Source organism: Amycolatopsis sp. NPDC004747 (genome assembly GCF_053601335.1).
In genome coordinates, this window is the sequence record NZ_JBSGBQ010000042.1 from 12,488 (window position 1) to 32,325 (window position 19,838).

22 protein-coding genes are annotated in these 19,838 nt (G+C 71.5%); 12 read left to right on the plus strand and 10 right to left on the minus strand.

The features are described from left to right. Window positions 1-14 precede the first annotated feature (14 nt). Window positions 15-917 carry a hypothetical protein gene (locus ACWEGE_RS41350; protein ID WP_449665953.1) on the minus strand — a complete coding sequence of 301 codons (903 nt, stop codon included), beginning with the start codon at window positions 915-917 and terminating at the stop codon, window positions 15-17. Window positions 918-1,170: 253 nt separating this feature from the next. On the opposite strand from ACWEGE_RS41350, the gene ACWEGE_RS41355 reads away from it, so the two are divergent. Further along, on the plus strand, window positions 1,171-1,365 hold the full coding sequence (locus tag ACWEGE_RS41355) for a PspC domain-containing protein (RefSeq protein ID WP_176172951.1): 195 nt from the start codon (window positions 1,171-1,173) through the stop codon (window positions 1,363-1,365). Between the two features lie 50 nt (window positions 1,366-1,415). Here ACWEGE_RS41355 and ACWEGE_RS41360 read toward each other — a convergent pair whose 3' ends face one another. Continuing rightward, the gene (locus tag ACWEGE_RS41360; RefSeq protein ID WP_449665954.1) at window positions 1,416-2,081 is read right to left on the minus strand and encodes a TetR/AcrR family transcriptional regulator; all 666 of its coding nucleotides are present in this window, start codon (window positions 2,079-2,081) and stop codon (window positions 1,416-1,418) included. A 119-nt stretch (window positions 2,082-2,200) separates the two neighbouring features. Here ACWEGE_RS41360 and ACWEGE_RS41365 point away from each other — a divergent pair, with 119 nt between their 5' ends. Beyond that, on the plus strand, window positions 2,201-3,700 hold the full coding sequence (locus ACWEGE_RS41365; protein WP_449665955.1) for an MFS transporter: 1,500 nt from the start codon (window positions 2,201-2,203) through the stop codon (window positions 3,698-3,700). Between the two features lie 30 nt (window positions 3,701-3,730). Here the strand turns inward: ACWEGE_RS41365 and ACWEGE_RS41370 are convergent, their stop codons facing one another. From ACWEGE_RS41370 to ACWEGE_RS41380, 3 genes are read right to left on the minus strand one after another with little or no spacing between them, the layout of a single operon-like run. Then, entirely contained in the window at window positions 3,731-4,390 is a 660-nt protein-coding gene (locus ACWEGE_RS41370; RefSeq protein WP_449665956.1) for a response regulator, read from the minus strand. After that, complete coding sequence (locus tag ACWEGE_RS41375; RefSeq protein WP_449665957.1) at window positions 4,387-5,592, minus strand: sensor histidine kinase; 1,206 nt, start codon at window positions 5,590-5,592, stop codon at window positions 4,387-4,389. Before ACWEGE_RS41375 ends, ACWEGE_RS41370 begins: the two co-directional genes overlap by 4 nt. Then, the gene (locus ACWEGE_RS41380) at window positions 5,589-6,422 is read right to left on the minus strand and encodes a CPBP family intramembrane glutamic endopeptidase (RefSeq protein WP_449665958.1); all 834 of its coding nucleotides are present in this window, start codon (window positions 6,420-6,422) and stop codon (window positions 5,589-5,591) included. The genes ACWEGE_RS41375 and ACWEGE_RS41380 overlap by 4 nt, the downstream gene beginning before the upstream one ends. Before the next feature lie 157 nt (window positions 6,423-6,579). Between ACWEGE_RS41380 and ACWEGE_RS41385 the strand changes: the two genes are divergently transcribed. Both ACWEGE_RS41385 and ACWEGE_RS41390 read left to right on the plus strand, forming a co-directional pair. Beyond that, the gene (locus tag ACWEGE_RS41385) at window positions 6,580-7,068 is read left to right on the plus strand and encodes a SigE family RNA polymerase sigma factor (RefSeq protein ID WP_449665959.1); all 489 of its coding nucleotides are present in this window, start codon (window positions 6,580-6,582) and stop codon (window positions 7,066-7,068) included. Beyond that, on the plus strand, window positions 7,068-7,808 hold the full coding sequence (locus tag ACWEGE_RS41390) for a hypothetical protein (RefSeq protein ID WP_449665960.1): 741 nt from the start codon (window positions 7,068-7,070) through the stop codon (window positions 7,806-7,808). The genes ACWEGE_RS41385 and ACWEGE_RS41390 overlap by 1 nt, the downstream gene beginning before the upstream one ends. A 1-nt stretch (window position 7,809) precedes the next feature. Here the strand turns inward: ACWEGE_RS41390 and ACWEGE_RS41395 are convergent, their stop codons facing one another. Beyond that, window positions 7,810-8,856: a zinc-binding dehydrogenase gene (locus ACWEGE_RS41395; protein WP_449665961.1), complete on the minus strand. Its 1,047-nt coding sequence runs from the start codon at window positions 8,854-8,856 to the stop codon at window positions 7,810-7,812. Between the two features lie 68 nt (window positions 8,857-8,924). On the opposite strand from ACWEGE_RS41395, the gene ACWEGE_RS41400 reads away from it, so the two are divergent. Continuing rightward, a complete protein-coding gene (locus ACWEGE_RS41400) occupies window positions 8,925-9,686 on the plus strand; it encodes a helix-turn-helix transcriptional regulator (protein WP_449665962.1) in 762 nt (253 codons plus the stop codon). On the opposite strand, the gene ACWEGE_RS41405 is transcribed toward ACWEGE_RS41400, so the two are convergent. From ACWEGE_RS41405 to corA, 3 genes are all read right to left on the minus strand, one after another. Beyond that, window positions 9,672-10,511, minus strand: coding sequence for a chromosome partitioning protein ParB (locus ACWEGE_RS41405; RefSeq protein ID WP_449665963.1), 840 nt, complete (start codon window positions 10,509-10,511; stop codon window positions 9,672-9,674). The two genes, ACWEGE_RS41400 and ACWEGE_RS41405, sit on opposite strands and share 15 nt — an antisense overlap. Beyond that, window positions 10,508-11,158, minus strand: a complete 651-nt coding sequence (locus ACWEGE_RS41410; protein ID WP_449665964.1) for a metallophosphoesterase family protein — start codon at window positions 11,156-11,158, stop codon at window positions 10,508-10,510. Before ACWEGE_RS41410 ends, ACWEGE_RS41405 begins: the two co-directional genes overlap by 4 nt. Window positions 11,159-11,338: 180 nt before the next feature. Further along, window positions 11,339-12,421 (minus strand): magnesium/cobalt transporter CorA, encoded by a 1,083-nt coding sequence (corA, locus tag ACWEGE_RS41415; protein WP_449665965.1) that lies wholly within the window; start codon window positions 12,419-12,421, stop codon window positions 11,339-11,341. A gap of 318 nt (window positions 12,422-12,739) precedes the next feature. Between corA and ACWEGE_RS41420 the strand changes: the two genes are divergently transcribed. Then, window positions 12,740-13,243 (plus strand): MaoC family dehydratase, encoded by a 504-nt coding sequence (locus tag ACWEGE_RS41420; RefSeq protein ID WP_086851845.1) that lies wholly within the window; start codon window positions 12,740-12,742, stop codon window positions 13,241-13,243. 7 nt (window positions 13,244-13,250) lie between these two features. Further along, window positions 13,251-14,345, plus strand: coding sequence for a DUF2332 domain-containing protein (locus tag ACWEGE_RS41425; RefSeq protein ID WP_449665966.1), 1,095 nt, complete (start codon window positions 13,251-13,253; stop codon window positions 14,343-14,345). Here the strand turns inward: ACWEGE_RS41425 and ACWEGE_RS41430 are convergent, their stop codons facing one another. Continuing rightward, window positions 14,346-14,759, minus strand: a complete 414-nt coding sequence (locus ACWEGE_RS41430) for an NUDIX hydrolase (RefSeq protein ID WP_449665967.1) — start codon at window positions 14,757-14,759, stop codon at window positions 14,346-14,348. A gap of 195 nt (window positions 14,760-14,954) precedes the next feature. Here ACWEGE_RS41430 and ACWEGE_RS41435 point away from each other — a divergent pair, with 195 nt between their 5' ends. The 5 genes from ACWEGE_RS41435 to ACWEGE_RS41455 all read left to right on the plus strand — a co-directional run bounded on the left by ACWEGE_RS41435 (window position 14,955) and on the right by ACWEGE_RS41455 (window position 19,828). Then, window positions 14,955-15,119, plus strand: a complete 165-nt coding sequence (locus tag ACWEGE_RS41435; RefSeq protein ID WP_162146229.1) for a hypothetical protein — start codon at window positions 14,955-14,957, stop codon at window positions 15,117-15,119. 21 nt (window positions 15,120-15,140) lie between these two features. Continuing rightward, on the plus strand, window positions 15,141-15,701 hold the full coding sequence (locus ACWEGE_RS41440) for a PH domain-containing protein (RefSeq protein ID WP_449665968.1): 561 nt from the start codon (window positions 15,141-15,143) through the stop codon (window positions 15,699-15,701). A gap of 44 nt (window positions 15,702-15,745) precedes the next feature. Next, a complete protein-coding gene (locus ACWEGE_RS41445) occupies window positions 15,746-16,609 on the plus strand; it encodes a PHP domain-containing protein (protein WP_449665969.1) in 864 nt (287 codons plus the stop codon). Between the two features lies 1 nt (window position 16,610). After that, the gene (locus ACWEGE_RS41450) at window positions 16,611-17,240 is read left to right on the plus strand and encodes a MarC family protein (protein WP_449665970.1); all 630 of its coding nucleotides are present in this window, start codon (window positions 16,611-16,613) and stop codon (window positions 17,238-17,240) included. Window positions 17,241-17,365: 125 nt separating this feature from the next. Then, window positions 17,366-19,828 carry an alpha-L-rhamnosidase-related protein gene (locus ACWEGE_RS41455; protein WP_449665971.1) on the plus strand — a complete coding sequence of 821 codons (2,463 nt, stop codon included), beginning with the start codon at window positions 17,366-17,368 and terminating at the stop codon, window positions 19,826-19,828. The last annotated feature ends 10 nt before the right edge of the window (window positions 19,829-19,838 follow it).

Consider the following 19,838-nt stretch of genomic DNA (forward strand, 5'->3'; position numbering starts at 1 on the left):
TGCCGGGGCGGCCTTCACGGACGTCCGGGGGCGGGCAGGCGGGGCAGGATCGTGTTCGCCGCGGTGCGGGCCAGCGCGCAGGTGCCGTCGCCCGCCGTGCCCGCCGTCTCGACGACGCTGATCTCCGCCAGCTCGCGGTGGCCCTTCAGGCCCGGGGCCGGCTGGGTCGCGTCGACCAGGCAGAACGCGCCCGCCACCCGAACACGGGCCTCGCGGCCGCCGAGCTGCTCGACCTGGCCGGCCGGTTCGCCCGTCTCCACCGTGAGCTTGAAGCTGATCTTGCCGCGGATGCAGCTGTGCCCGGACAGGCCGATCATCGGCTGGCTGCCCTTGCCGGCGGCGTCGTCGAGGTCGCGGGTTTCGAGCGGGACGCACGGCGCCACCCGGCCCCACGAGCCGTCCGGGAACGTCAGGCGCGCGACCTTGCGGGCGGTGATCGCGTCCAGCGCCGAGCCGACCGCGCCGTCCGCGACGCCGCAGCGGCTGGCCTGGTCCCCGGCGTCGGTCACGGACAGGTCCAGCCGGTTGCCGTCGGCGAAGGTGATCGCGCGGGTGCACGCGCTGTGGTCGTTGAACGTCGACTGCTGGATCGCGACGCCGTCGGGCAGCGGCCCGAGGTAGGCGTAGGGCTTGATGTTCGGGTCGGAGTCGAACGCCAGCGGTCCGACGACGATCGTGCGCGGGCCGGCTTTGGCCTCGCAGCTCTCGAACGTCGGCACGGTGACCGCGCCGGGCGCCACTTCGCGCACGTTCAGCAGGCTGCAGTAGTCGATGCTGCCGAAGTCGCCGAGCGCGTCGGCGGCGGTCAGCGGGGTGGGCCCGGAGCTCGGCGCGGGGGCGGCCTGGGTGGTGGCGCAGCCGGCGGTCAGCAGGGCGCAGAGCATCGCGACGGCCAAGCGTTTCGAACTCGGGTACACGGGGAGCAAGTATCACCACATCGAGCCGAAAAACCAGCCCTGACGGGGAGATCTCTCAATCTTTTTCCGGGCACCGGCGGCGAACCCGCAGTTCAGGCGGTTTTCGCTGCGCGGCAGCGGGTTCGGCCAGTCATCTGAACGATTTTCGGTTTTACCGCCCCCTAAGGGAGAGATCCTTCCCGTGAGCGATGCGGAAGCGGGTACTCCGGTGGTGAAGTGGAGGTATCGGAACTTCGAGGAAAGGGAAACGACGATGAGCGCACCGGTCACACGACGGCTGTCCCGTCCGCGCCACGGCCGCATGATCGGCGGCGTCTGCGCGGGCTTGGCCCAGCGGTACGGCATGAAGCCGGGCACCGTCCGGCTGCTGGCCGTGCTGTCCTGCCTGCTGCCCGGGCCGCAGTTCGTGGCCTACCTGATCCTGTGGGCGGTCATCCCGTCCGAGTGAGTGTTCGACGCGCCGGTGATCCGCAGCGATCACCGGCGCACTGCGGTGCCTCAGGGGCGCCAGCAGGACATCGCCTCGTCGACTTCGCGCTCGCTGAGCGGCGGGTGGGGCAGCACCGACGGCTTGCCGGGCTCGGCGCGGAGCCCGTCGAGCAGCATGGTGAGGGAGCGCCGCCAGAGGTCCGGGTCGACCGCGCAGGTGAACTCCACCACCGAACCGATCATCATGTGCACCATCGCCATGTCCGAAGGGGCGAAGTCGGGCCGCAGGCCGCCGGCCGACTGGGCCCGCTCGATGAGTTGTGTGATCAACGGCACCATGCGGGCCTTCTCTTCGGCGACGTGCTCGTGGCCGAACTTGTTGGACAGCATGATCTCGCGCAGGCCGCGGTCGGCGGAGTGCAGCTCGGCCGCCTGCCACGTGAAGTCGACGAACGCCTGCCACGCGTCCTCGGCCTTCAGCGACTCCACGGCAAGGTCGCAGATCTCTTCCATCCGCTCGGCGAACATGGCCTCCACCAGGTGTTCCTTGCTGGGGAACCGGCGGTAGACCGTGCCGACGCCGAGCCCGGCGTGGTGGGCGATGTCGTCCAGCGTGGCTTCGAGCCCGCGACGGCCGAACACTTCGCGGGCCGACGCCAGGATGCGACGGCGGTTGAGTTCAGCGTCACGCCGCAGCGGCCGCGCCGGTGCGGCGGGACCAGCGTCCCGTGCCATGTCCGCCATTCTAACGCCTCAAGTAGAGGCGCCCTCTCCGCTTCTTGTGTACTTTGGACGACGTAAGGGGAGATACCTACTCCACATAGTCTTTTGATCACGATCTGTGAGGGACATCCATGTCCGAGTCCACGCTCGCTGCCGCGCCGTCGGGGGACACGCGCGCCGCCGAGAACCCCCATCACGCCAGACGCTGGCTGATCCTGGTGATGATCGGCATCGCGCAGCTGATGGTCGTGCTGGACGCGACCGTCGTGAACATCGCGCTGCCGTCGGCCCAGCTCGACCTGGGCTTCTCCAACGACGCCCGGCAGTGGGTCGTCACCGCCTACGCGCTCGCGTTCGGCAGCCTGCTGCTGCTCGGCGGGCGGCTCGCGGACCTCTTCGGCCGCAAGAACGCCCTCCTCGTCGGCCTGGCCGGCTTCGCCGCGGTGTCCGCGCTCGGGGGTGCGGCGACCAACATCGAGATGCTGCTGATCGCCCGGGCGGCGCAGGGTGTGTTCGGCGCGCTGCTCGCGCCCGCCACGCTTTCGCTGCTGACCACGACGTTCACCGACCCGAAGGAGCGCGGCCGCGCGTTCGGCGTGTTCGGCGCCATCGGCGGTGGCGGCGCGGCGGTCGGGCTGCTGCTCGGCGGCGTGCTCACCGAGTACCTCGACTGGCGCTGGTGCATGTTCGTCAACATCATCTTCGCCGTGATCGCCTTCGCCGGCAGCTCGGTCCTGCTGCGCAACCAGAAGGACGAGGGCCCGCGGCCGAAGCTCGACCTGCCCGGCACGATCACCGCGTCGGCCGGCCTGTTCGCGCTGGTCTACGGCTTCGCGAACGCCGAGTCGGACTCGTGGTCGTCGGTGTCGGTCTGGGGCTTCCTGGCCGCCGGCGTGGTGCTGCTGGGCGTGTTCGTGTGGCTGCAGCAGCGCGTCGAGCACCCGCTGCTGCCGCTGCGCGTGCTGCTCGACCGGGACCGTGGCGGCTCGTACCTGGCGATGTTCCTGCTCGCCATCGGGATGTTCGCGATCTTCCTGTTCCTGACGTTCTACGTGCAGCAGAACCTGCGGTTCACGCCGATCGAGAGCGGTGTCGGGTTCCTGCCGATGGTGGCGACGCTGATGCTGTCGGCCACCACGGCGACCGCGGTGCTGCTGCCGCGGTTCGGCCCCCGGCCGCTGGTGCCGACCGGCATGGCCATCGCCGCCGCCGGCCTCTTCTGGCTGAGCGGGATCGGTCTCGAAAGCACGTACGTTTCCGGCGTCCTCGGCCCGCTGCTGGTGATGGGCTTCGGCATCGGGCTGGCGATGGCGCCGGCGATGAGCGTCGCGACCTTCGGTGTCGAGGCGCACGACGCGGGTGTCGCGTCGGCGGCGGTGAACACGATGCAGCAGGTCGGCGGTTCGATCGGCACGGCGCTGCTTTCGACGCTGGCCGGCAACGCAGCCGCGGCCTTCATCGAGGGCAAGACCCCGACGCCGCAGCTGGCGGCCGAGGCGGCCATCGAGAGCTACACCACGGCGTTCACCTGGGCCGCGGTGATCTACGTGGCCGGCGCGGTGCTCAGCGGGCTGCTGCTGCGCCCGGGCGTCCCGAAGGGCGAAGCGGCGCCGGGCGCCGTGCACATCTAGTGGTCCCGGTGACGTGACCGGGTTCCCCGGTCACGTCACCAGGCCGTGGCGGTAGGCGTAGACGACCGCCTGGACGCGGTCGCGCAGGTCCAGTTTGGTCAGGATGCGCGAGACGAACGTCTTCACCGTTTCCTGGCTGATCACGAGCCGCTCCGCGATCTCGCTGTTCGACAGACCGTCCGCGAGGAGGCGGAGGACCTCCAGCTCGCGGGGGGTCAGCGGGAGCTCCGGTGCGGCGTCCTCGGCGGGCCGGATCCGGGCGCCGTAGCGGCCCACGAGCCGGCGCGTCACGTCCGGGTCCAGCAGCGCCGCGCCGGTGGCCACCGTCCGGATCCCGTGCAGCAGCCGGTCCGGCGGCGCGTCCTTGAGCAGGAAGCCGCTCGCGCCCGCGCGCAGGGCTTCGTAGACGTACTCGTCGAGGTTGAACGTCGTCAGCACGAGCACCTTGACCGGGTGCGGGACCCCGGCCCCGGCCAGCAGGCGGGTGGCCTCGATGCCGTCGAGCACCGGCATGCGCACGTCCATCACCACGACGTCCGGGTGCAGCCGGCCGGCCAGCTCGACCGCGGCCCGGCCGTCCCCGCACTCGCCCACCACCTCGAAGCCGGGCTGGGCACCGATGATCGTCACCAGCCCGGTGCGGATCAGCATCTGGTCGTCGCAGACGAGGACCCGGATCGGGGCGCTCACGTCGGGTTCCCCGTCGGAATCCGGGCGTGCACGGCGAATCCGCCGCCGTCGTGGCCCGCGCTGAAGTCGCCGCCCAGGACGGCGACCCGCTCCCGGAGCCCGGCGAGCCCGCGGCCGCTGCCGCCGGGGGAGACGCTCGACGGCCCGTTCGTGCTGACCGCCACGGCGATTTCCCGGTCCCCGTGGTGCACCTCGACCGAGGTGCGGCTGCCGCGGGCGTGCTTGAGGGCGTTCGTCAGCGCCTCCTGCACGACCCGGTAGGCCACCAGGTCGGCGCTGCCCGCCGACTCCGCGGGCGTGCCGTCCTCGGTGAACTCCACCGGCTGCCCGGCCTGGCGGGCCTGCTCGACGAGCGAGCCGAGCCCGCCGGGCGACGGCCGGCTGTGACATCCGGGGCTTCGCCCCGAGCCGGGGGCTCCGCCACCCGGAACCCCCGAAAAGCCGTTGACCTCGGTGCCGTGATCGGGGTTCAGCAGGTCCAACAGGTGCCGCAGGTCGGTGATGGCCCGGCGGCCGGTGTCGGTGATCGCGGTCAGGGTCTGATCGAGCCGCTCCGGTGCCGCGGTCAGGTACCGGGCCGCCTCGGCCTGCACGACCATCGCCGTCACGTGGTGGGTGACGACGTCGTGCAGCTCGCGGGCGATGGTGGTGCGTTCGGCGGCCCGGCTGGCCTCGGCGACGCGGCGGCGGTGCCGGGCTTCGGCGGCGCGGGTCCGGCGCAGCCAGGCCCCGATGCCCCACGCGAACGCCAGCAGCAGGGAGAACGTCACGAACTCCGAGACCGGCTCCGAACCGAGCCGGGAGAGGACGATCGCCAGCACCACGTACGCCACCGAGAGCACGGCCGCGGTGGTGCGCCGGTGCCGTTCGAGATGGGCGCCGGCGCTCACCAGCGCGAAGCCGAGCGCGGCGGCGGCGACCGTGTGGTAGCCGCGGAGCTGGTCGACGGCGAAGCCGAGCGCGACCAGCGTCAGGCTCACCGCCGGCCACCGCCGTCGCAGGGCGAGCGGAAGGCTTTCGACGGCGACCACGAGGACGGCCAGCGCGTCGAAGGGCCGGTCCGGCACGCCGCCGACCTGCGTCCCGTGGCCTTGGAGCACGGGGAGGAAGGACCCGGCCAGAAACAGCAGCCCGAGGGGCAGATCACGGATCACGACGTCCAGCCGGCGCCACCGCGCCAGTGCCGCCCGGTGCTCGATCACGCGGGAAGTGTAGTGACGTCGGCGGTCCGCTCGGCGCGGCGCCGGGGCACCAGCCGGCCCCGCCGGTGGGCCAGCCGCAGGAAGACGCACGTCGCCAGGAAGCAGAACAGCACCGAGTACAGGCTGCCCTCGGGCCCGAAGTCGCCACCGGTGAGCAGCGGCGACCCCGACGTGACGGCGTCCAGCAGCCCCTGCGAGGCGCCCTGGCCGGAGACCACCGCGCCGAAGATCCCGGCCCCGGCGAAGTTCCAGCCGAAGTGCAGGCCGATCGGCAGCCACAGCTTGCGCGTCGCGATGTACGCCGAAGTCAGCAGGCCGCCGCCTTCGATGGCGATGGCGATGGCGCCCCACAGGCTCGCGTGCTCGTTGAACAGGTGCATGAGGCCGAACACCAGGCCGCTCAGCACCAGCGCGAGCCAGGTGCCGAGCCACTTCTCGACGAGCCGGAACAGGATGCCGCGGAACAGCAGCTCCTCCGTCACCGCGGCGGCGGCCATGAAGCCGACGAGCCCGAGCGCCCCCGGCAGGCTGCCCCAGCCGCGGATCTCGTAGTCCCCGACGAGGGCGATGTTCGCGATGACGGCCGCGAACAGGGCGATCCCGACCAGCGTCCCCCGGCCGAGCGCGCTGCGGGCCCCCGGCCCGGCCAGCTCGGCGACCGGCCGCTGTTCGGTCTTCCGCACCACCCAGCGGTAGGCGTAACCCGCGAGCACGGCGGTGAGCCCGCCGAACACCAAGGTCAGCCACGGGTTTCCGGCGACCGCGGCAACGCACAGCTGCCCCGCGAACGCCACCGCCGCCACGGCCAGCAGCTGCCACACGAACCTCATGAGAACCCCTTCGCCTCTCCCGCGGCGGAAGCCCCGCGGCCTGGGAAGAACGCTAGGGATCCGGCGGCGGCGAATCGTCACCATCGAGCGGGCACCCGCGCGTAGCTCGCACGGGGGACGCTTGAACCTTCCCAGGGCCCGGAGCCCTAATAAGGACGTGGCCGGGGACGTCGAATTCAGCGAGTACTTCGCCGCGCGGGTCCAGCGGTTCCGCCGGGTCGCGTTCGCGCTGTGCGGGGACTGGCACGCGGCCGAGGACCTGGTCCAGGCGATGTTCGTCCAGCTCTACCGGCGCTGGCGGCGGGTCCGGCCGGGCACGGTCGACGCCTACGCGCGCCGGATCCTGCTGAACCTGTTCCTGGCCGGGCGGCGCGGTTCCGGGCGCGAGTACGTGACGTCTGCGGTGCCGGACCAGGAGTCGCCACCGGGCCGGGACACGCCGTTGCGCCTCGACGTCGAGCGGGCGCTGGCCGGGCTGACGCCCCGGCAGCGGGCGATGGTGGTGCTGCGGTTCCTCGAAGACCTGCCGGTGAGCGAGGTGGCGGCGCTGCTCGGCGTCGCCGAAGGAACGGTCAAGTCCCAGACGGCCCGTGGGGTCGAGGCTTTGCGCGCGGCCCTGCCGGCGCCGACGGCGGAGGAGCCGTGATGGAGGACGTCCGGACGGCGTTGACGGCCTACGTGACCGACGGCGAGCCGCCGCTCGGGCTGACCGCCGGCGCGGTGCTGGCGGCGGCCCGCCGGTCGCGCCGGCAGCACCTGGTCACGGGCGCGGTGGCGGTGTGCGTCGTCGTGCTGGCCCTCGTGCTGGCGGTGGTCGTGCTGCCGCACCGGGACCAGGTCGCGAGCCCGCCGTGCCCGGGCGGCACGGACACGCGCGCGGCGCTGGTCGAGCGGCTGAGCTGCCTGGTGGGGCGGGCGGTGCGCGCGCTGCTCCCGCCCGAGGCGCAGGTCTCGCGGCTGACCATCCCCGGCGAGACCCCGCCGGCGGACCCGTTCCACCTGATCGCCGACCCGGCCGGGGACGCACCCGGCGACGCGCTCTTCCACATGGGCGTCCGGGTGACCGACGCCCGGGGCACGGGCTCGGTGTACGTCCTCATCCTGCCCGGCGGCGGGGGCGGGCCGAAGTGCGGTGACCCGGAGCAGATCGGCTGCCGCACGGAAACCACCCCGCGGGGCCTGCTGTGGCTGTCGACCCTGCGCTCGGGCGACGTCGTGACCAACCGGGCCGGCTTGGCCGCGCCGAACGCGCACGTGCAGTTCTGGTCGGACGACAGCGGTGTGCTGCCGCAGCCGGGCGTCCGCCTGCCGAAGCGGCGCCCGGAGCCGACGCTGACCCTCGACCAGGTGCGGCAGCTGGCCCTGACGCCGGGGTTGGACCTTTAGCTCAGGGCACCAGCGCCACGAACCCGAGGCCGGTCGTGCGCTCGGCCAGGTCGAGGGCGGCCGCCGGGTCGGCCAGGCCGGCGGTCACCAGCTCGACCGCCGGGAGGTCCAGCAGCCCGGACCGGACCAGCCGCCACACGGTCGTCACCGTCCGCTCGTCGCTCATCCACGAGCCGCGCAGGGTGAGGCGGCGGTGCACCAGGTCGCCGTACGGGACGGCCAGGTCGTGGCGCACGCCGCCGACGAGCACCAGGGAGCCGCGCACCCGCAGGCTGTCGTAGGCGGCCATGGTCGCGTCGGCCGACGGGGTGGCCCCGAGCGCGTCGACGGCCACGTCCACCGGGCCGATGCCCGCCGCGTCCGCCGCCCGGTCGCCGGTCAGCCGGTGGGTGCGCACGCGCCGGTCGAGCCCGGCCAGCCGGTCGAGCGCGGCCTCGTTGCGGCCCACCGCGGTCACCGTCGCCGCGCCTTCCGCCAGTGCCGTCAGCACCGCCGCGCCGCCCAGCTGGCCGGTCGCCCCGACCACCGCGACGTCACGGCCGGCGAGCGGGCCCGCCGCGTGCAGGCCGGTGGCGGCGATGCAGAGCCACGGCAGGAACGCCAGGCGGGCCGGGTCCGGGTACGCCTCCGCGCCGGGCAGCTTGACCAGGGTTTCCTTGGCGCACAGGGCTTTCTCCGCGAAGACGCCGTCGCGCCACACCGCGCGCATGCGGTCCGTGCGCGCGCTGCCCGCGCCGGAGCCGCCCAGGCCGACCCAGCCCACCAGGACCTCGTCGCCACCGCCCGCGTCGAGCAGCGCGGTGTCCAGCACGAGGTCGCCCGGCTCGACGTGGAACACGTCCGGCGCGACCTCGAGCACCCGCCCGACGCAGGACGGCCCCAGGACCAGGGGCACCGGCAGGCCGCCGCGGTTCCCCGCCACCACGGCTCTCGTGTACGCCGGGACGTGCGCGGCGAGCACTTCCACGAGCACACCACCGCCCTTGAGCGTGGGCTCCGGCACTTCTTCGAGGCGGACGTCCTGTCCGGTTGCGATCCAAGCTTGCATGGCACCAGCCTCGCGGCACGTTAAGCTGGTATCCAGAATCGCCTTGTTCTGGTACTGGAGGTTCCAGGGTGAGCACCGAACTCGGCGCGTTCCTGCGCAGCCGCCGGGAGCGGCTGGCCCCGGCCGACGCGGGCCTGCCGGCCACCGGACGGCGCCGCACCCCCGGCCTGCGCCGCGAGGAACTGGCCCTGCTGGCCGGGATCAGCGCCACCTGGCTCACCTACCTCGAGCAGGGGCGCGACGTGCGGCCCTCCGGCCAGGTGCTCGACGCGCTGGCCCGGGCGCTGCGGCTCACCGGCGCCGAGCGGGAGCACCTGCACCGCCTCGCGGGAGGCGGGAAGACGCCGGGGGAGAGCGCCGTCGAGGAAGCCGCGCTCGAGGTCGCGGGCGTCCCGGCGTTGCTGGGCGGCAATCCCGCGTACGTCACCGGGATCTGTTACGACGTCCTCGCGCTCAACACCGCCGCCGAGGAGCTGCTCCCGGGCATCGGCCCGGGTGGCAACATCGTGCGCTGGTTGTTCACCGAGGCGGCCGCCCGCGAGGTGCTGGTCGACTGGGAGCAGGAGGCCCGCGGCGTGCTGGCCCGGCTGCGGGCGATCGCGGGGCGGCACCCGGACCACCCGCGAGTGACCCGGCTGGTGGCCGAGCTGACCGAGGCCAGCCCCGAGGTGCGCGCGTGGTGGCCGCAGTACGACGTCCAGTTCAGCCACGCGGGCCACAAGCGCCTGCGGCACCCGAGGCTGGGCGAAATCACCGTGGCGCACGCCGCGTTCCACGTCGCCGAGCGGCCCGAGCAGACGCTGGTGGTCTACCACCTAGTGACGCCGTGACCGCAGCGCCTCGATGACGTCGTCGTCCCAGCGGTGGGTGCGGATCAGGCGGTACCGCTCCGCGGCCACCCACATGTACGCCTCGGCGTCGGTGCGGTCGCCGATCAGGCCGGCCTGCCGCAGCATCGCCACCACCGGGCCGAACTCCTCCTCGAACCACCGCTGCGCGACGCTCGCGCGGTCGCAGAACCTGCCTTCGTCCTGCATCAGCCGGAAGCCCCACGCCTCCACGTGCTCGCCGAGCTTCGCGTAGTCCCACGGGTCCGACACGATCACCGACGCGCGGGCGTGACCGGTCAGCGGGACGCGCTCCAGGAACAGCCGCCGGTAGTCCTTGACGATCAGGTCGCCGCGGTGGCGGATGCCGCTCGGGTCCAGTTTGGTGCGCACCACCGTCACCATGGCCTCTATTGTGGACAGTCCCTGGGCGAGCGCCACCGAGACGCGGTGGTGGCCGTCGATGATGAAGTGCAGCTCGCCCACCCGGTAGACCTCGATCGGCGGGATCTCCTCGCCGCGGCGGGCGGCCAGGGCCAGCCGCTCCCAGCGCTCGCGGACCCGGGCCGACGTCGGGCGGAAGCGGCGGTCGAAGTCGCGGCTGCGGTCGACCGTGCCGACGATCGACTCCAGCTTGATCACGCGCAGCCCGATCCGGTGCTCGCCGAGGTAGCCGAGCGCCTCCACCACCTCGTGGAACGGCAGCATGATGTTGACGTCGTCGGGCTCGCGCCGCAGCCACGTCGAAAGCCGCGAGAGCACCTGGCCCCGGCGCGCGCGGAGGAAGTCGTTCTCCGCGTCGGCGCGGGGGAATCCCGTCTCTTTCATGGCAACTCCATGATCCGGTGGCCCACCACGTTGCGGATCCGGGTCGTGCCGGCGACCCGGTCCGGCACCGGCTCGCCGTGGGGGTGGATGTGCCCGTGCAGCAGCCACTTCGGGCGCAGCGCCGCGATCGTGGGGTGCAGGCACGCGAACCCGCGGTGCGGCGGGTCGTCGCGGTCGCCAAGGTGCAGCGGCGGCGAATGCGTCAGCAGGACGTCGACGCCGCGCCCGTCGCGCCACCGCCGGAACCGGGCGCGCCGGACCAGCCCGCGGGCCCGCCGGGCCTGCTGGCGCTGCGTCCACTGGTTCGGCCCGTCGTTGTAGCGGATCGAGCCGCCGAGCCCGGCGAACCGCAGGCCGGCGACGTCGACGAGCCTGCCGTCGGCGTTGATGCCGCCCGCCGGGCCGGGCCAGACCGTGGGAAATCCGTCCTTCATGGACAGCCCGCCGTAGCGCGTGTAGCCGCTCAGGTCCGGGTCGTGGTTGCCGGGCACGAACACGCACGGCACGTCGAGCGCGCTGGCCAGGAAGGCCAGGTAGTCGTACGGCAGGTCGCCGGCGCCGATGACGAGGTCGACGGAGACGGCGCGGACCGCGTCGGTCCACAACCGCTCGTCGACCTCGTCGGAGACGACCAGCGCTTTCGGCATGCGCCCAGGATAGGACGCGCCGCCGTTATTTCATCCCGTGCGCGAACCCGGGGTCGGCGACGATGACGAAAGTGATGACGAAGATCCACACGAGGCTGAGCGCGAGCGCCCAGAACTTGAGGTTGGAAAGCAGCCTGGACATGACAGTGCTCCGAAGGAAATCCGGTGGGGAAAGGGGGACTAGAGCCAGCCGTTCTTCCGGAATATTCGGTACAGCAACAGGCAGATCCCCAGGATCACGGTGATCACCAGCGGGTACCCGAACTTCCAGTGCAGTTCGGGCAGGTAGTCGAAGTTCATCCCGTAGATGCCCGCGATCATCGTCGGCACGGTGATGATCGCCGCCCACGACGTGATCTTGCGCATATCGGTGTTCTGCTGCAGGGAAATCTTCGCGACGGTCGCGTCGACCAGGGTGGACAGCAGCTCGTCGAACGCCGCCACCCGCTCCGACACCGTCGTGAGGTGGTCGGCGACGTCACGGAAGTACGAGCGGACGTCGTCGGGCACCAGCCGCGTGTAGCCCTCGGCCAGCCGCTGGATCGGCGTCGCCAGCGGCATCACCGCGCGGCGCAGCTCGAGCACCTCCCGCTTCATCAGGTAGATCTGCTCGGCGCTGACCTGCGAGCGGGGCGCGAAGACCTGCGCCTCCATGACGTCGATGTCGTTCTCGATCCGGCCCGTGACGTCGAGGTAGTGGTCGACGACGTGGTCGGCGATCGCGTGCACGACCGCGGACGGGCCCAGCTGCAGCCGCTCCGGGTCCTCGTCGAGCTCACGGCGCAGCCGGGCCAGCCCGGAGTGGTTCCCGTGCCGGACGGTGATCACGAAGTCGCGGCCGAGGAACACCATCAGCTCGCCGGTCTCGACGATCTCGTTCGCCGTGGTGGGGGACTCGTGTTCGACGTACCGGACGGTCTTGACCACCAGGAACAGCGTGTCGTCGTAGCGCTCCAGCTTCGGCCGCTGGTGCGCTTCGAGCGCGTCCTCGACCGCCAGCTCGTGCAGCCCGAACGTGTCCGCGACGCCCTGGATCTGCTGGGCGTCCGGCTCGTGCAGGCCGATCCAGACGAACCCCTCGTGCCGCTTCCGGACCTCCTTGATCGCCTCGGAGTGGGTCCAGCGGCCGGGCAGGCGCTCACCGGCGACGTAGACCGCGCAGTCGACGACGTACGCGGACAGCGGCACCGGAACCGGGCGCACCGGAACGGTGCCCTTGTTGCCGCGGCCGCGGAGGCCGCCGAGCGAGGGAATGGCAGGCATGGGATCTCCTGGTGTCGTGCGTGGTCGTGCGAGACGACGGACCAGGGGCGGAAATGCGTCCGCCCGGCGACACACCAGCGTTCCCGGGGGAGAGAAGGCCTACCAGGAGATGAGCCGGCCGGCCGGTGAGGTGGGAACGCTGGGACTACTAGGGAGCGGACTATCGCCACTACTCATCGAGTTCCTCACCTCCTTCGGGCCGGGGGCAACAGTGGTGGGGCTCGCGTTGACGCGCGAACACCGATGGTTGAGGGTACTCCTCACTACTGATGCGTGTCGGACCAGGCTCACGCGGTGTTACGCGACAGGAGATGACGAGTGCAGTTCGGTCGGTACTACGAGGAGTTCGAGGTCGGTGCGGTCTACAAGCACTGGCCGGGCAAAACGGTCACCGAATACGACGACCACCTGTTCTGCCTGCTGACCATGAACCACCACCCGCTGCACATGGACGCGCACTACGCCGAGGAGACGACCGACTTCGGCAAGAACGTCGTCGTCGGCAACTACGTCTACTCGCTGCTGCTGGGCATGTCCGTGCCGGACGTCTCCGGCAAGGCGATCGCGAACCTCGAGGTCGAGTCGCTCAAGCACGTCAAGCCGACCTTCCACGGCGACACGATCTACGGCGAGACCGAGGTGCTCGACAAGACGCCGTCGAAGTCCAAGGACGACCGCGGGGTGGTGTACGTCGAGACGCGCGGTTACAAGCAGGACGGCCTGATCGTGTGCACCTTCCGGCGGAAGGTGATGGTGCCGAAGCGCTCGTACGGGGAAACTCGGGGCGGGGAGCAGCCGGGCCGGCCGGTGCCGCACGAATGAGGCTCTGATGGACCTGGACGGGATCAAGGGCACACTCCGCACGTTCGCGGAAGTCGAGGCCCGCGGCGTCTCGCCGCTGTACGAGCACCTGGCGCTGCAGGCGGCCGCGGACGACGACGTCGCCGGCCTGCTGGCCTCGGCCCGCGACGGCGAGGTGCGCGGAACGCTGCTGATGGCGGTCGCGCACCGGCTCGTGCAGGCGGACCCGATCCACCCGCTCTCGCGCTACTACCCGTCGCTGGGCGGTTTCGACGGGGTGGATTCGGACACGTGGCCGCTGTTCCGGTCGTTCCTGCTGGAGCGGGCCGCGAAGGCGCGTGAGCTGATTTCGTCGCGTTACACGCAGACGAACGAGGTCCGCCGGGCGGCGCTGCTGTACCCGGGCGTGGCCCGGGCGGCCCGCGAGGCGGGCGGCAAGGTCTCGCTGCTGGAGGTCGGCTGCAGCGCGGGGCTCCTGCTCGGCCTGGACCGCTTCGGCTACCGCTACCAGTGCGACGGCGGCGACCAGCTGACGGCCGGCCCGACGAAGGCCGCGGTGGGGCTGCACTGCGCGCTGGACCTGGCGCCGGGCGCGGTGGTCCCGAAGCTGCCGAAGAAGCTGGCCGTGCTCGACCGCGCCGGCCTCGACCGGGCACCGGTGGACCTGTCGGACGAGGACGAGCTGGCCTGGCTGGAGGCGTGCGTCTGGGCCGACCAGCCGGACCGCATCAGGCTCCTGCGCACGGCGGCGGCCGAGCAGGCCCGCCGCCGGCCGCGGTTGATCACCGGCGACGGGGTCGACGACCTGGCCTCGGCGGCCGCGTCGCTGGAGGGGCCGCTGGTGGTGATCACGAGCCACGCGCTGGCGTACTTCCCGGCTTCGCGGCGGGCCGCGTTCCTCGAGGCGTTGGCGGGGCTGGCTGCTTCGCGGCCCGTGTGGTGGGTCTCGGAGGAGTTCTACGGAGCCGGGCTGGAACTCGTGCTGCCGGGCCGCGACGACCTCTCGGGCGCGGACGGGCTCGCGACACTGGGCGTCGTGCGGTGGGAGGACGGGAAGGCCGAGGCGCACGCGCTGGCGCGGACCGCACCGCACGGGCAGCGGATGACCTGGCTGCCGCTGTAGTCAGGCGCGCGGCAGGGCGTTCCAGTCACGCAACGTCACGTAGAGGAGGTCCACCAGCGCTCCAGCGGCCTCCAAGGCCGAAAGGTCTGCCGCATCGGACCAACGGACGTCGGCGGCGTCGTCACCAGCGGTGAGAATGCCGCCCTCGACCTCGCAGGCGTAGTCGAAGATCTCGTACGGTCCCCGCCGCACCGAGCCGATGAGTGTGCCCGGAATCACGTCGAGCCCGGTCTCCTCCCGCAGCTCGCGCACCACGGCCTTTTCGTCCGTTTCGCCCGGTTCGACTCGGCCGCCCGGCAGCGACCACTGCCCCGAACCGGGGTCGTTCCGGCGCCGGATGAGCAGCAAACGGCCGTAGGGGTCGAACGCGATCCCGCCGACACAGCGGATCGTGGTGCTGGTGAGGCCCTCCATGTCCCGAAGGGTAGACGTGACCGAAACGAAAAGGGACGTCCTGTACACGGAGAGTAGCCGTACGGTACACTTCGGACCGCGTGCTGACCCAAGCGCGGGACTTTCCTCCCGTGCGCCTGTCCAGTGCGGTACAAGTAAAACGTCAGATTCTCTGCTGTTGTCCGGTGTCACCGTAAGAGACGGGATTTGATCGCGGTGAACGTGAAGAAGATTGCGGGCCTCGCCGGTATCGCGTTGGTGCTGTTCTTCGTCATCGCCCAGCCTGGGCAGGCCGCCGGCCTCGTCGGCAACATCATCGACTTCCTGCGCAGCTCGGCCGAATCGGTGATCACCTTCGTCAGCAACGTGTTCAAGGGCTGATCGCGGGGTTACCCTCGAACCATGTTCGCGCCACGCGACCCCGACGAGTACCTCCTCGACACCGAGCGGCGGGTCATCCGGATCCGCCGCCACTGGGCGGTGCTCCTGTGGGACACCTTCGAGGCGGCCGCGCTGCTGGCCGTCTGCGTGCTGGTGTCCTACCTGCTGCCGCCGGCGCTGTACATCGGCCAGAACATCCTCTGGTACGTCGCGCTGCTCGTCGTCCTGCGGTTCGCCTACGTGGTGATGGAGTGGTGGGTCGAGCGCCTGGTGGTCACCGACAAGCGGTTCGTCATGACCACCGGGGTGTTCACCACCAAGGTGCTGATGATGCCGATCAGCAAGGTCACCGACCTCAGCTACGTCCGCAGCGCCACCGGCCGCATGATGGGCTACGGCACGATGGTCGTCGAGTCCGCCGGGCAGATCCAGGCGCTCAACAAGATCGACTTCCTGCCGCGGCCCGAGGAGTTCTACGACACGATCTCGGAGCTCGTCTTCGGCGACAAGCAGAAGCAGGCCGAGCGCTTCTCCATGATCAAGGCCCAGCGGGCCGCCCGGGGCAAGAAACCCGTCGGCTGAGCCCGCCCGGGGTGTGACCTGGCGCATCGTCGACAATGGACACGATGCGCATCGACCTGCACGCCCACTCCACCGCTTCCGACGGCACCGACACGCCGGCCGGGCTCGTCGCCGCGGCCGCGAAAGCCGGGCTCGACGTCGTCGCGATCACCGACCACGACACCACCGCGGGCTGGGCGCCCGCCTCCGAAGCGGTGTCACCAGGCCTGACGCTCGTTCCCGGCGCCGAGCTCTCCACCGTGTCGATCGACCCCGGCACTGGCCGCCAGATCAGCGTCCACCTGCTCGCCTACCTCTTCGACCCGACATCCGAGCCCATCGTCACCGAGCAGACCCGGCTGCGGCTCGAGCGCCGCACCCGGCTGCGCCGGATGGCCGAGCGGATGGCCGCCGACGGCCTCCCCATCGACATCGACGAGATCTTCGGCCTGCTGCCCGAGGACTCCCCGCCCGGCCGTCCCCACCTGGCGCAGGCGCTGGTCCGGGCCGGGCTGGTCAAGTCCGTCGACGAGGCCTTCGCCGACTACCTCAGCCCGCGCCGCGGCTACTACGTCGCCCGCCGGGACACCCCGGTCGAAGAGGCCATCGACATGATCGCCGCGGCCGGCGGGGTCACGGTCGTCGCGCACCCCTTCGCCTTCAGCCGCGGCGCCACCATCAGCGAGGACACCCTCGCCGGGCTGGCCGCGCGCGGGCTCACCGGTGTCGAGGCCGACCACCCCAACCACGACGCGCCGACCCGGGCCCGCGTCCGCGAGCTGGCCGCCGAGCTCGGCCTCGTCTTCACCGGATCCAGCGACTACCACGGCACCAACAAGACGATCAAACTCGGCGAGTGCACCACCGACCCCGGGCAGTTCGAGGAGCTCGCTTCGCGCGCTACGGGGTTCCAGGTCGTGAAGGGCTGAAATGACCCTCGCCGACGTCTTCGACGCGAAGCTCTTCATGAGCGCGACGATCACCCTGATCGTCATCATGGACCCGCCCGGCACCGTGCCGGTGTTCCTCAGCCTCGTCGGCCGCAAGCCGATGGCGACCCGGGCGCGCGCCGCCCGGCAGGCCGTCCTGGTGTCGCTGCTGGTCATCAGCCTGTTCGCGGTCGCGGGCCAGGCGATCCTGGCCTACCTCGGCATCGGCATCCCGGCGCTGCAGGGCGCGGGCGGGCTGCTGCTCCTGCTGATCGCGCTGCAGCTGCTCACCAGCAACGGCCACGAGCCCGAGGCGGCGGCCGAGGACGTCAACGTCGCGCTCGTGCCGCTCGGCACGCCGCTGCTGGCCGGGCCCGGCGCGATCGCCGCGACCATCGTGTTCGTCCGGCAGGCCGATGGGCACATCGGTGCCTACATCGCCCTGGCGCTGGCGATCGTCACCGTGCACTTCGTGATCTATCTCTGCATGCGCTACTCCGGTCTCGTCATCCGGCTGATCAAGGAAAGCGGCATCACGCTGCTGGCCAAGGTGGCCGGTCTGCTGCTCGCGGCCATCGCCGTCGAGCTCGTCGCGAACTCCGTCCGCGGGTTCATCTCCGGCGCCGGCTGAACCGGCCACCCGGGTTGTCCTGCCGGACAGGATCGGCCCGGTCCGTTGACATCGTTGGCACCGCTCCCGCAGCCTGAAGCTCGGCTCAGCGTTTGAAACGATTCAACGCCCTTGCGGAGGCCTCGATGAAGTGGCTCAGAGCAGTCCTGCCGGTCACGGTGCTGGTGGCGAGCGGCGTGGTCGCCGCGCCCGCCGACGCCGCGCCCGGCTGGCAGAAGTACGTCGTCGCCCCGGCGAGCCGGGACGTCCGGCCGGTGCAGGTGCTGTCCACCACCGGGGACGTGACGAACCCGAACGGCCTGCTCGGGCGGGGAGTGGCCACGTTCAAGCGGCAGGCGCCGCCGCCGAAGCCGGTCTGGCCAGCGGGGACCACCGCGGCCGCGTCGTCGTTCCACGCGCCGAACAACGGCGGGAACGGTCAGCCCAGGACGTACGACCCCGGCAACGCCGTCGACGGCAACCCCGAGACGTTCTGGAACGACGACACGATCGGGGTCTACCCGGACGTCCTGACGATCACCGCGGGCGCGCCGGTCGCGCTGCCCGGCGTGACCGTCCTGTCCAATGTGGACGGCGTACCGCAGGACTTCACGGTCGAGGTGCTGGACGCGGGCGCGTGGCGGGTGGCCGCCACGGTCAGCGGCAACACGGCCGTGCAGCGCGCGGTCACCTTCGACCGGCCGGTGACCACTGCGCAGGTCCGGATCACCGTGACCAAGGACCAGAACACCCCGTCGGGCGAGTTCAGCCGGGTCGCCGAGGTGTGGCCCGGCGTGGTCGCCGACCCGCCGGTGCCGACCGCCGTCGTCGACTTCGGCAAGGTCGTCGCCGGGTACCCGAAGATCGCCTTCGCGGGGGCGTCGGCGAACCGGCCGGGCGTCCGGCTGGCGTTCTCGGAAACCCTCCAGTACCTGGGTGAACGCTCTGACTTCACCCGCTCCGACTTCTCCGGCGGGCCGGGCACCGACCAGTTCGCCGTGCCTGCGGCGCCGACGGTCTGGCGCGACACCAAGGGCTGCGCGTCCGGGAACCAGGTGTGCGCGGACGGTCTGCACGGCTTCCGCTACCTGCGGATCAGCCTCGACGCGCTGGCGTCGGACGCGCCGTCGGCCCAGCCTTCGGGTGAGGTGCGGATCAGCGGCGTCTCGCTCGACTTCACGCCGTTCCTCGGCACGCCGTCGACCTACCGGGGCTGGTTCGAGTCGTCGGACTCCGAGCTGAACCGGTACTGGTACGCGGCGTCCTACACGAACGAGCTGGGCATGGACACCTTCCGGGAGTCCGATGTGGACCCACGTGGTGCGTTCTCGCCTTCGCTGGACGGGAAGCTGGTGCTGCACGACGGCGCGAAGCGTGACCGTGACCCGTACGTCGGCGACGTCGCGGTGTCCGGCCTGACGCAGTACCTGACCCACCAGGACGGCACGGCGGCTCGGAACGTCCTCGCCGACTTGGCCGACCACCAGCGCGCGGACGGCTGGATCCCGCCCGCGTCGATCAACAGCTACACGCTGCCGCTGTTCGACTATCCGCTCTGGTGGGTGACTTCCAGCTGGGACTACGTGCTCTACTCGGGCGACACCGCGTACGCGGCTTCGTACTACCCGCACCTCCTGAAGACGCTGGACAGCTGGTACCCGTCGGTGACCGATTCGCGCGGGTTGCTCGCGAAGGGGCTCAACGGCACCGGCGGCTACGGGGACTACGCGTTCCTGCCGCGTACGGGCGAAGTGACGTACTACAACGCGTTGTACGTCCGAGCGCTTCAGGGCGCCGCCGGTCTGGCGCGCGCGACGGGACACGCGGCCGACGCGGAGAAGTGGCTTTCGCGTGCTTCGGGTGTCTCCGCGGCGGTGAACCAGTTCCTGTGGGATCCGGCGGCGGGCGCGTACCTCGACTCGGCGACGGGTGCGGTGCGGCACGGCCAGGACGGCAACAGCCACGCCGTTTTGGCTGGTATCGCGTCTCCGGCGCAGGCCGCTTCGGCGCTGGCGCGGCTCGCGGCGGGCGCGTTGCCATACGGGAACCCGTTCATGGACAACGACACTTTGGTCGGCGACGGCACGAAGCGCGTGTACGCGTTCACGTCGTTCCCGGAGCTGCAGGCGCGGTTCCGGACCGGGCAGGCGGCGTCCGCGATCGACCAGATCAAGCGCATGTACGGCTGGATGGCCACGCACGACCCCGGCATCACGGCCTGGGAGGGCATCGGCGAAGGCGGCTCGCACTACGAGCAGGGGTACACCTCGGCCGCGCACGGCTGGTCGACCGGAGTCGTGCCGGCGTTGACGAACGAGCTGCTGGGCGTCTCGCCGACTTCGCCGGGCTTTGCGACCTGGACGGTTTCGCCGCACCCGGGCTCGGTTTCGTGGGCGCGGGGAGCGGTGCCGACGCCTCGAGGCGCGTTGTCGGCGTCGTGGTCGCAGCAGGGTTCGGTGTTCTCGTTGACGGTTTCCGCGCCGCAGGGGACTTCGGGGTCGTTGGTGGTGCCTTCGGGGCGGCTGGTGCTGCTGGACGGGCGAGCGGTGCGGGCCGCGGGTCCGCTGACGGTTTCCGGTGGCATGCACACGGTCTTGGTAGTGCGTTAGCCGGGCTTTC

Bases quoted from the DNA above. Each gene is read 5' to 3' on its own strand.
- corA (WP_449665965.1), bottom strand. From the start codon at position 12,421: ATGCCTGCCATTCCCTCGCTCGGCGGCCTCCGCGGCCGCGGCAACAAG.
- ACWEGE_RS41445 (WP_449665969.1), top strand. From the start codon at position 15,746: ATGCGCATCGACCTGCACGCCCACTCCACCGCTTCCGACGGCACCGAC.
- ACWEGE_RS41405 (WP_449665963.1), bottom strand. From the start codon at position 10,511: ATGAAAGAGACGGGATTCCCCCGCGCCGACGCGGAGAACGACTTCCTC.
- ACWEGE_RS41455 (WP_449665971.1), top strand. From the start codon at position 17,366: ATGAAGTGGCTCAGAGCAGTCCTGCCGGTCACGGTGCTGGTGGCGAGC.
- ACWEGE_RS41395 (WP_449665961.1), bottom strand. From the start codon at position 8,856: ATGCAAGCTTGGATCGCAACCGGACAGGACGTCCGCCTCGAAGAAGTG.
- ACWEGE_RS41430 (WP_449665967.1), bottom strand. From the start codon at position 14,759: ATGGAGGGCCTCACCAGCACCACGATCCGCTGTGTCGGCGGGATCGCG.
- ACWEGE_RS41380 (WP_449665958.1), bottom strand. From the start codon at position 6,422: ATGAGGTTCGTGTGGCAGCTGCTGGCCGTGGCGGCGGTGGCGTTCGCG.
- ACWEGE_RS41360 (WP_449665954.1), bottom strand. From the start codon at position 2,081: ATGGCACGGGACGCTGGTCCCGCCGCACCGGCGCGGCCGCTGCGGCGT.
- ACWEGE_RS41410 (WP_449665964.1), bottom strand. From the start codon at position 11,158: ATGCCGAAAGCGCTGGTCGTCTCCGACGAGGTCGACGAGCGGTTGTGG.
- ACWEGE_RS41425 (WP_449665966.1), top strand. From the start codon at position 13,251: ATGGACCTGGACGGGATCAAGGGCACACTCCGCACGTTCGCGGAAGTC.
- ACWEGE_RS41440 (WP_449665968.1), top strand. From the start codon at position 15,141: ATGTTCGCGCCACGCGACCCCGACGAGTACCTCCTCGACACCGAGCGG.
- ACWEGE_RS41450 (WP_449665970.1), top strand. From the start codon at position 16,611: ATGACCCTCGCCGACGTCTTCGACGCGAAGCTCTTCATGAGCGCGACG.
- ACWEGE_RS41355 (WP_176172951.1), top strand. From the start codon at position 1,171: ATGAGCGCACCGGTCACACGACGGCTGTCCCGTCCGCGCCACGGCCGC.
- ACWEGE_RS41390 (WP_449665960.1), top strand. From the start codon at position 7,068: ATGGAGGACGTCCGGACGGCGTTGACGGCCTACGTGACCGACGGCGAG.
- ACWEGE_RS41365 (WP_449665955.1), top strand. From the start codon at position 2,201: ATGTCCGAGTCCACGCTCGCTGCCGCGCCGTCGGGGGACACGCGCGCC.